This is a genomic window from Brevundimonas sp., assembly GCF_023259385.1.
Taxonomy (GTDB): Bacteria; Pseudomonadota; Alphaproteobacteria; order Caulobacterales; family Caulobacteraceae; genus Brevundimonas.
Window position 1 is genome coordinate 1 of sequence record NZ_JAHFPF010000149.1, and the last position, 8,797, is coordinate 8,797.

Consider the following 8,797-nt stretch of genomic DNA (forward strand, 5'->3'; position numbering starts at 1 on the left):
CGCCTCGGGCGCCGCCTTCATCTCCGTCACCGGCCCCTATGACGACGAGGTCGAGACGCCGGAGGACTATCGCGAGCGCCTGGCCGCCGCCGCCGCGCAGGATCTGGAGATGATCTGCGCCAACCCGGACCGGGTGGTTCAGCGTGGCGACCGGCTGATCTATTGCGCCGGCTCGCTGGCGGACCTGTACGAAAGCCTCGGCGGGCGCGTGACCATGGCGGGCAAGCCGTTCGGCCCGATCTACGACCTGGCCCTGCACGAAGCCGCGACCCTGCTGGGCAAGCCGGTCGATCGTTCGCGCGTGCTGTGCATCGGCGACGGCGTCGTGACCGACGTCCTCGGGGCCAACAAACAGGCGCTGGATTGCCTGTTCATCGCCCAGGGCATCCACGGCGATCAGGCCAAGGGACCGGACGGACGCCTCGACCCCGACCGCGCCGCCGCCCTGTTGAAGGCTGAAACGACATATGCGCGCCACGCCATGCTCGATCTCGCGTGGTGAGGATGGTCATTCTGTCGCACGGGCGCTAACACCCCCTCATGGTTGATCTGGTTCAGAAACATCCCTCGGGCGGCTACATCCTCGAGGAGCTTCACGCGGGCATGGCCGCCGAAAAGGTGATCCACGTCACCGAGGAGCGGATCCGCCTGTTCGCCGAGGCGTCGGATGACTTCAATCCGGTCCACCTGGACGAGGCCTTCGCCTCCAGGACCGCCTATCGCGGCCGCATCGCCCACGGCCTGTTGTCGGCCTCGTTCGGCTCGGCGGTGGTCGGCACCATCCTGCCCGGCGCCGGCGCGATCTACATCTCCCAGACCCTGGCCTTCCATCTGCCGGTCCGCATCGACGACACCGTCCTGATCCGCATCACCGTGCTGTCGGTCGATCAGGAAAGCGCGCGGGTCGAGCTGAACTGCGAGGGCTTCGTCGAAGGCAAGCTGATCATGGACGGCATCGCCATGGTTCGCGTGCCGCGCCGCCGCAAGCCGTCCGCGCGTTGATCCAGGTCGTCCGCGGCTGGCGCGGCCTGCCCCCGGAGCAACGGGGGGCGGAGCTCGCCATCGGCGCCTTCGACTGCGTTCTCCGCGGGCATCAGGCCGTCATCGCCGACGCCCGCGAGGCCGCCGCCCGTCTGGGCGTTCCCCTGGCCGTCGTCAGCTTCGATCCGCATCCGCGCCGCTGGTTCCAGCCCGACGCCGCCCCCTTCCGCCTGATGACGCCCGACCAGATGGCCCGGGCGCTGGAGTCCCTGGGAGTCGATCGCCTCTATCTCTTGCCCTTCGACGGCGAGATGGCGGCCATGACTGACGAACAGTTCGCCCGCGACGTGCTGGGCGACGGCATCGGGATCAGGCACGCCGCCGTCGGTTTCGACTTCACCTTCGGCAAGGGCCGCACCGGCTCGCCCGACGCCCTGCGCCGCTACGGCGAGACGGCGGGCTTCACCGTCTCCGTCGCCGAGCGACTGGACGACGCCGACGGGCTGAAACTGTCGTCCTCGGCCGTGCGCGAGGCGCTGAAGGCCGGCGACATGGCCCGCGCCGCCGCCATCCTGGGCCGCCCCTTCGCCATCGCCGGCGAGGTGATCCACGGCGACAAGCGGGGCCGGACCATCGGCATACCGACCGCCAACATCGCCATGGGCGACTACATGCGCCCGGCCTACGGGGTCTATGCGGCCCGGACCCGCCTGCCGGACGGGCGGGTGATCGACGGCGTCGCCAACCTGGGCGTGCGGCCGATGTATCCGACCGACGATCCCCTGCTGGAGGTCTGGCTGTTCGACTTCAGCGAGGACCTCTACGGCCAGACGGTCGAGACCGAACTGGTCGCCTTCCTGCGCGGCGAGATGAAGTTCGACGGACTGGACGCGCTGAAAGTCCAGATCGGGCAAGACGCTGAAAATGCGCGAACGGCGCTGGCTCAGTCGCCCTCGTAGATGGCCCCGAAGCCCGGCATCACCTGCTCCAGTGAAGCCAGCATCCCGTCCGGAAGGTCATCATAGACCGTCACCTCGTCGCCGCGTTTGGTCATGACCCGCTGGGGTCGCGCGCCGGAGTTGTCGTAGACATCGACCGTGTCCGCCGCATCGAAGAACCAGCCGAACTGCGCGAAAGAGCGGTCCCGGCGCCCCCGGATCTTGTCCTCCGGCACGGCATGGCCGCCCTTGCGAACCCGTGTCGCCACCCGCTCAACGTTCAGCTCGGCGGTCTCGAGGAAGACGTAGATCAGGCTGACGCTGAAACCCCGTTTCCGGGCATGTTCGACCAGCCGCCGGTACTTGTCGGTCGAAAGCACCGTTTCGACGCCGATGGTCTGGTAAGCGTCCAGCGAGGTGAACAGCCATGATTCAATGCGCCGAACCGCCTCCAGGTTGGCCGGCTGAAGCGGCAGGTCTTCCTGCTCGGCGATCCGCCTGGCCAGTTCGTCGGGATTGATGATCCAGATCGAGCCCGACGGTTCATTGACCGCCGCCATGCCATAGGCGCTGCTCTTTCCGGAGCCGTTGGGCCCGGCGATGATCCAGAGCGAAGGCGACCTAGGCGGGCTTCTTGACGCCATCGGCGGAGCCGATCACCCGCTTGTTCTCGCGCCGCGCCGCCTCGACGTTCTTGCTGAAGACGTACAGGAAGTCCTCGCCGAAGGTCGGGCTGTGAGCATCGACCGCGCGGATCGTGACCTTGTCGCCTTCGGATGTCGTCACCCGACGCAGGGTGACGCCCTTCGGCTTCTTGCCGGCGCGCTTGCCCTTGGCGGATCGCTGCAGGGTGATGTCGGTCATGGATTGAATATCGGCCCCGCAGGGACTCTTGGCAAGGCTCCCGCTGGCGCCCGACCAACGCCCCTGCTAGACCGCTAGCACCATGACCGTCCGCGTGTTTCGCCCCATTTCGATTAGCCGCCCGGCGTAGCGCCGCAGGGCTTTTGCCCCGCGCACGTCGGGACTTCGAAACCAACGCGAACGATCACACACGACGAAACGAGACTTCATGGCTGACGCCACCGACACCCCCTCCGGCCGCGATTACCGCGAAACCGTCTTCCTGCCGGAGACGCCCTTCCCCATGCGCGGCGGCCTGCCCCAGAAGGAACCGCAGATCATCGCGCAATGGGGCGACCTCTACGCCGCCCTGCGCAAGCAGCGTCAGGCCGAGGGCGCGCCGCTGTATGTGCTGCACGACGGCCCGCCCTACGCCAACGGCGACATCCACATCGGCCACGCCCTGAACAAGACGCTGAAGGACTTCGTCGTCCGCAGCCGGTTCCTGCTGGGCAACGACGTCGACTACGTCCCCGGCTGGGACTGCCACGGCCTGCCGATCGAGTGGAAGATCGAGGAACAGTATCGCGCCAAGGGCCGCCGCAAGGACGAGGTCTCCAAGGCCGAGTTCCGCGCCGCCTGCCGCGAATACGCCGCCGGCTGGATCGACGTGCAGCGCGAGCAGTTCAAGCGCCTGGGCATAACCGGCGACTGGGACAACCGCTACGCCACCATGGACTTCGCGACCGAGGCGGCCATCGTCGCCGAGTTCCACAAGTTCAAGAACTCGGGCCAGCTGTATCGCGGCTCCAAGCCCGTCATGTGGTCGCCGGTCGAGCGCACGGCCCTGGCCGACGCCGAGATCGAATACCACGACCACGTCAGCCCGATGGTCTGGGTCAAATTCCCGGTCACCGGCGCCACGGACGATCATCCGGACGACCTGCTGTCGTTCCGCCACGCGACCCCGTCCGTCGTGATCTGGACCACCACGCCCTGGACCATCCCGGCCAACCGCGCCATCAGCTATGGCCCCGAGATCGCCTATGGCCTGTATGAGGTCACGGCCATGGAGGAAGGCCTGGAGTTCGAGCCCTGGGCCAAGCCGGGCGACCGCCTGATCCTGGCTGACAAGCTGGCCGAGGACGTGTTCAAGGCCGCCAAGATCGCCGCCTGGACCCGCGTCGACGACCTGAACCCGTCGGGCCTGGAGTGCGCCCATCCGCTGGCGGCCCTGTCGCCCGGCTATGGCTTCGCCGTGCCGCTGCTGGCCGGCGACCACGTCACCGACGACGCCGGCACGGGCTTCGTGCACACGGCCCCGGGCCACGGCGCCGACGACTTCGAGGTCTGGAAGGCCCACGGCCATCACGAGGTGCCGGACACGGTTGATCCGGACGGCGCCTACTATGACCACGTGCCCCTGTTCGCGGGCCTGAAGGTGCTGGAGACCGAGGGCAAGAAGACCGGCAAGTTCGGCCCCGCCAACGGCGCGGTGATGGACAAGCTGATCGAGGCCGGGACCCTGCTGGCCCGCGGCCGGATGGAGCATTCCTATCCGCACAGCTGGCGTTCGCGCGCGCCGGTCATCTTCCGCAATACGCCGCAGTGGTTCATCCGCATGGACGCCCCGCTGGAAGACGACGGCACCCTGCGCGAGCGGGCGCTGGCCGCGATCGACGCCACCGCCTTCCACCCGGCGGCGGGCAAGAACCGCATCCGGTCGATGGTCGAGGGCCGTCCCGACTGGCTGATCAGCCGGCAGCGCGCCTGGGGCACGCCCCTGGCGATGTTCGTGGACAAGCAGACCGGCCAGCCGCTGGTCGATGCGGAGGTCGACGCCCGCATCCTGGCCGCGGTCAGCAAGGGCGGCGCCGACGCCTGGTTCGAGACGCCGGACGCCGACTTCCTGGGCGTCAACGACCCGGCCAAGTACGAGAAGATCGAGGACATCCTGGATGTCTGGTTCGACTCGGGCTGCACCCACGCCTTCACGCTGGAGGCCCGCGACCCGGCCCACGGCTATGTCGGCGATCGCCCCTCGCACTGGCCCGCGGACCTGTATCTGGAAGGCTCGGACCAGCACCGCGGCTGGTTCCAGTCCAACCTGCTCGAAGGCTCCGGCACCCGCGGCCGCGCCCCCTATGACGCTGTTCTCACCCATGGTTTCACCCAGGATGAGAACGGGGAGAAGATGTCCAAGTCCAAGGGCAACACCGTGGACCCGGCGACCGTGATCAAGGAGTCGGGCGCCGACATCCTGCGCCTGTGGGTGGCGCTGGTGGACTATGCCGAGGACCAGCGGATCGGGAAGCAGATCCTGCAGACCACGGTCGACGCCTATCGCAAGCTGCGCAACACGGTGCGCTATCTGTTGGGCGCCCTGGCCGACTTCGACGAAAGCGAACGCCTGCCCTACGCCGAGATGCCGCCGCTGGAGAAATTCATCCTCCACCGCCTGCATGAGCTGGATGGCCAGGTCCGCGCCGCCTACGCCGAATACCGCTTCCAGGATGTCGTCCGCCCGGTGCTGGAATTCTGCTCCAACGACCTGTCGGCCCTGTATTTCGACGTCCGCAAGGACAGCCTGTACTGCGACCGCCCCGATGCGATCCGCCGCCGCGCCGCCCGCACGGTGATGGACGAGGTCTTCGCGCGCCTGACGGCCTGGCTGGCCCCGCTGACGCCGTTCACGATGGAAGAAGCCTGGACCACCCGCTTCCCCGAGGGCGGCTCCAACTGCGCGCGGGTCATCCCGGAGACGCCGGCGGAGTGGAACAACCCGCAGGAAGCCGACCGCTGGGCCGGCGTCCAGGGCGTGCTCGAGGTCGTCAACGAGGCGCTGGAAGCCGCCCGGCGCGAGAAGGTCATCGGCGGGGCGCTGGACGCCTGGCCGGTCGTGACCGGTCCCGCCGGCGCCTTCGCGGCGTTCGCCGAGCTGGACGCCGCGGAGATCTTCCGGACCTCGGGCGCCGAACTGGTCCACGGCGGCGAGGCGATCTCGGTCGAGGTCAAGCTGGCCGACCATCCCAAATGCGCCCGCTCGTGGCGGCGGGTGCCCGACGTCGGCTCCGATCCGGACTACCCGGATCTCAGCGCCCGCGACGCGGACGCGGTCCGCTGGTGGGACGCCCAGCGCGCATAACAAAACGGCCCCGCCCGATCCCGGACGGGGCCGTCTTTCCATTCAGACCGGCCGTCAGCCTTCCCGGGACTGATTGCGCAGTTGAACGGACTGGGCGGCCAACTCCTCGGCCTGACGGGCGAGCTTCGGCGACAGGGCGCGCAGGTCCTCATCCGTGACCGGGTGGCCGGCGACGCGTTGCCGCTCGATCACCTGCGCGCGATAGGCCGGGTCGCGCAGGCGGCGCGATTCCTCACGCATCTGCTGCGCGCCGCGCTCCATCTCGTCAGCGCCGCGGGCCATTTCGACACGGGCCTGGGCCATGGCGCGCCCGGCTTCGCGGCGGGCGACCGCGGCCTGGGCCTCGGCGTGGCGGGCCTCGACACGCGCCGCTTCGCCCAGGGCTCGCGCCTGTTCCGCCTGTCGGCGCACGTCGGAGCGGGAAATGGCGGCGGCTTCGGCGCGCACCTGGGCGGCCTGGGCCCGGACTTGGGCCGCATCGGCTCGCGCCTGGACGGCCTGCTCACGGGCCTGGGCGGCCTGCTCCCGCGCTTGCGCAGCCTGTTCCCTCGCCTGGTCGGCCAGACGGCGGGTCTCCGGATCGGCGTTCTCGGTCCAGTAGACCTGCGAGGTCTGGAACCGGGGCGCCCGGGGCGGAGGCGGAGGCGCCGGCGGGGCCGGCGGCGCGGGCGGCGCGGTCCATTCCACAGCTGAAGGCGGAGCCGGAGGCGCAGGCGGCGCGGGCGGCGCCACCCAGTTCATGGCCGAACGCGGGGCCGGGGGCGCCGGAGGAGCCTTCGGCGCATGGCGGGGGGCGCTGGGGGGCGGCGGCGGAGCGGCCTGTTGCGTCAGTTCGACGGCGGCCAGCGGGGTGGCGACGGCGACCAGGGCGCCGACCGTCAGGGCCAGGACCAGGGGACGGGCAGGCAGGGAGCGGCGGGTCTTCATGATGCGGGCGATCCTTTTGGAGAGAGAGCGGGCGGGGCCGGTCATGCCGAGGGCGGCGGGCTGACCGAAATCGGCGGCGAGGCCGACGAGCGTGCGGGCGTAGGCGCCCGGATCCAGAACCTTCAGGGCCTCGGCGTCGGCGGCGTCCTCGGTCCGCGCGGCCAGTTCGGCGTGCAGCCACCAGACCAGCGGATTGAACCAGAACAGGGCCAGGGCGCAGCGGGACAGCAGCAGGAACAGCCAGTCGCGGCGGCGGATGTGGGCCAGTTCATGGGCCAGGACAGCGCGCGCGCACTCCGGCCGGGCCACATGGTCGTCGCCGATCAGCACCACGCCGGGCGGCAGGCCCCAGCTCAGCGGCGCGGCCACGGCGGACGAGGCCAGCAGGCGGGGGCGAAGGCGCGCGGCGATGCGCTCCAGCGGCGCGGTCCACAGGGGGGACGTCACCGGTCGTCCGGCGCGCGTCCATGTCATCAGGGTCCACAGGCCCAGGGCGAAGCGACCCGCGACAAGGGCGGCGCCGGCGGCCCAGACCCAGGAGAGGAGCAGGCCGGGCGACGGCTCGACCAGGGAGGTGGACAGGGACACCCCCGCCACCGGGCCCACTTCTCCGGCCCAGAGCGGCATGGGGGCGAGCGTCGTCTCCGGCGCGGCGGCGCCGGGCAGCAGCGGCAGGGCCAGATCCGGCGTCAGCAGCATCAGCACCGGCAGGACCAGCAGCAGCAGGACGGTGACGCGCAGCAGATCGACGCCTTCGGTGGCGGGACGTTCGCGCAGGGCGGCCGCCAGCAACAGTCCGGCGCCAGCGATGACGCCCGATTTGACCAGCAGTTCGAGGATGAGGACGACGGTCATGCGTCGCGCTCCCCGGCGTCGTCGATGGCGCGCCTCAAGGCTGCGATCTCGTCCGGCTTCAGGGCCCGGGTCAGGCCCAGCAAGGCGGTGGCGGCGCTGGCGGCGGAACCGGCGAAGAAGGTGTCGACCATCCGGTGCAGGGCGCCGGTGGCCAGGGCCTCGGGCGCGGGCGCCGGGCGATAGGCGACGCCGCCCTCCCCCGCCTCGCGCACGACCAGGCCCTTGGCCTCCAGCCGGGTCAGCAGGGTGCGGACGGCGGAATCGCTGAGCGGATCGGCCAGGGCCGCGCGGACCGCGCCCGTGGTGGCCTGCTCCAGCCGGCACAGGGTCTCGAACACCTCTCGCTCACGTCTGGGAAGGGTTTCGATCATCACAGCGCCTCCGGATCGCTACATGTGTAGCGCTACACTTGTAGCGAATTGCGTCAGGATCGGGGCGGCCGGATGAACTCGGCGAAAGGCGCCGGGCCAGGACAGGGCTGAACGCCGAAAAGCCCCGCCGGCGGGACCGGGCGGGGCTTTGAAAAAGGGCTGCGGCGGACGATCGGCGCGCAAAAGCGGATCTGGAGGCGCCCGCACGCGGCGTTCCGGACAGCAAAAAGCCGTTAGACGATTGATCTAACGGCTTAAAAGCTTGGGTGCGGGAGTAGGATTTGAACCTACGACCTTCAGGTTATGAGCCTGACGAGCTACCGGGCTGCTCCATCCCGCGGCAAACGGTAGAAATGAAGGAAGAGACGTTCGAGAAGACGCGCCAGTAACGGCGACATAAAGCAATCATTCTATCCGACTGGTAGACCCGGCGGCGACCTACTCTCCCGCGCCTTAAGACGAAGTACCATCGGCTCTGGAGGGCTTAACGACCGAGTTCGGAATGGGATCGGGTGGGGAACCTCCGACATAGCCACCAGGTCAACCAGGCGGATAGAAGGATTGCGAAGAAGACATTGTCAAAAAATCGAATGAGTTTTGCTGAGAAACGATCAAGCCGATCGGATTATTAGTACCAGTAAGCTTCATGGGTCGCCCCACTTCCACACCTGGCCTATCAACGTGGTAGTCTTCCACGATCCTCAGCGAAGCCTTGTTTTGAGGTTAGTTTCCCGCTT

The 8,797-nt window shown here is 69.1% G+C and carries 8 protein-coding genes, 1 tRNA gene and 2 rRNA genes; 4 read left to right on the forward strand and 7 right to left on the reverse strand.

Features of this window, described 5'->3' with window-relative positions:
- The 3 genes from Q0C81_RS12025 to Q0C81_RS12035 all read left to right on the forward strand — a co-directional run.
- On the forward strand, positions 1-502 hold a 502-nt coding region (locus tag Q0C81_RS12025; protein WP_291838052.1), incomplete at its 5' end, for a TIGR01459 family HAD-type hydrolase.
- Between the two features lie 38 nt (positions 503-540).
- On the forward strand, positions 541-1,002 hold the full coding sequence (locus Q0C81_RS12030) for a MaoC family dehydratase (RefSeq protein WP_291838053.1): 462 nt from the start codon (positions 541-543) through the stop codon (positions 1,000-1,002).
- Positions 999-1,940 (forward strand): bifunctional riboflavin kinase/FAD synthetase, encoded by a 942-nt coding sequence (locus Q0C81_RS12035; RefSeq protein ID WP_291838055.1) that lies wholly within the window; start codon positions 999-1,001, stop codon positions 1,938-1,940. Before Q0C81_RS12030 ends, Q0C81_RS12035 begins: the two co-directional genes overlap by 4 nt.
- On the opposite strand, the gene Q0C81_RS12040 is transcribed toward Q0C81_RS12035, so the two are convergent.
- A complete protein-coding gene (locus Q0C81_RS12040) occupies positions 1,925-2,563 on the reverse strand; it encodes a zeta toxin family protein (protein ID WP_291838058.1) in 639 nt (212 codons plus the stop codon). The two genes, Q0C81_RS12035 and Q0C81_RS12040, sit on opposite strands and share 16 nt — an antisense overlap.
- A complete protein-coding gene (locus tag Q0C81_RS12045; RefSeq protein ID WP_291838060.1) occupies positions 2,541-2,783 on the reverse strand; it encodes a hypothetical protein in 243 nt (80 codons plus the stop codon). Before Q0C81_RS12045 ends, Q0C81_RS12040 begins: the two co-directional genes overlap by 23 nt.
- Before the next feature lie 208 nt (positions 2,784-2,991).
- Here Q0C81_RS12045 and ileS point away from each other — a divergent pair, with 208 nt between their 5' ends.
- Positions 2,992-5,907, forward strand: a complete 2,916-nt coding sequence (gene ileS / locus Q0C81_RS12050; protein WP_291838062.1) for an isoleucine--tRNA ligase — start codon at positions 2,992-2,994, stop codon at positions 5,905-5,907.
- Between the two features lie 54 nt (positions 5,908-5,961).
- On the opposite strand, the gene Q0C81_RS12055 is transcribed toward ileS, so the two are convergent.
- The 5 genes from Q0C81_RS12055 to Q0C81_RS12075 all read right to left on the reverse strand — a co-directional run.
- Positions 5,962-7,689, reverse strand: a complete 1,728-nt coding sequence (locus Q0C81_RS12055) for a M56 family metallopeptidase (RefSeq protein ID WP_291838064.1) — start codon at positions 7,687-7,689, stop codon at positions 5,962-5,964.
- Positions 7,686-8,060, reverse strand: a complete 375-nt coding sequence (locus Q0C81_RS12060; protein WP_291838066.1) for a BlaI/MecI/CopY family transcriptional regulator — start codon at positions 8,058-8,060, stop codon at positions 7,686-7,688. Before Q0C81_RS12060 ends, Q0C81_RS12055 begins: the two co-directional genes overlap by 4 nt.
- Before the next feature lie 263 nt (positions 8,061-8,323).
- Positions 8,324-8,400 (reverse strand) — tRNA-Met (locus Q0C81_RS12065).
- An 85-nt stretch (positions 8,401-8,485) separates the two neighbouring features.
- Positions 8,486-8,600, reverse strand: a 5S ribosomal RNA gene (rrf, locus tag Q0C81_RS12070).
- Between the two features lie 67 nt (positions 8,601-8,667).
- Positions 8,668-8,797: ribosomal RNA gene (locus Q0C81_RS12075) — 23S ribosomal RNA — on the reverse strand; the annotation flags it as partial.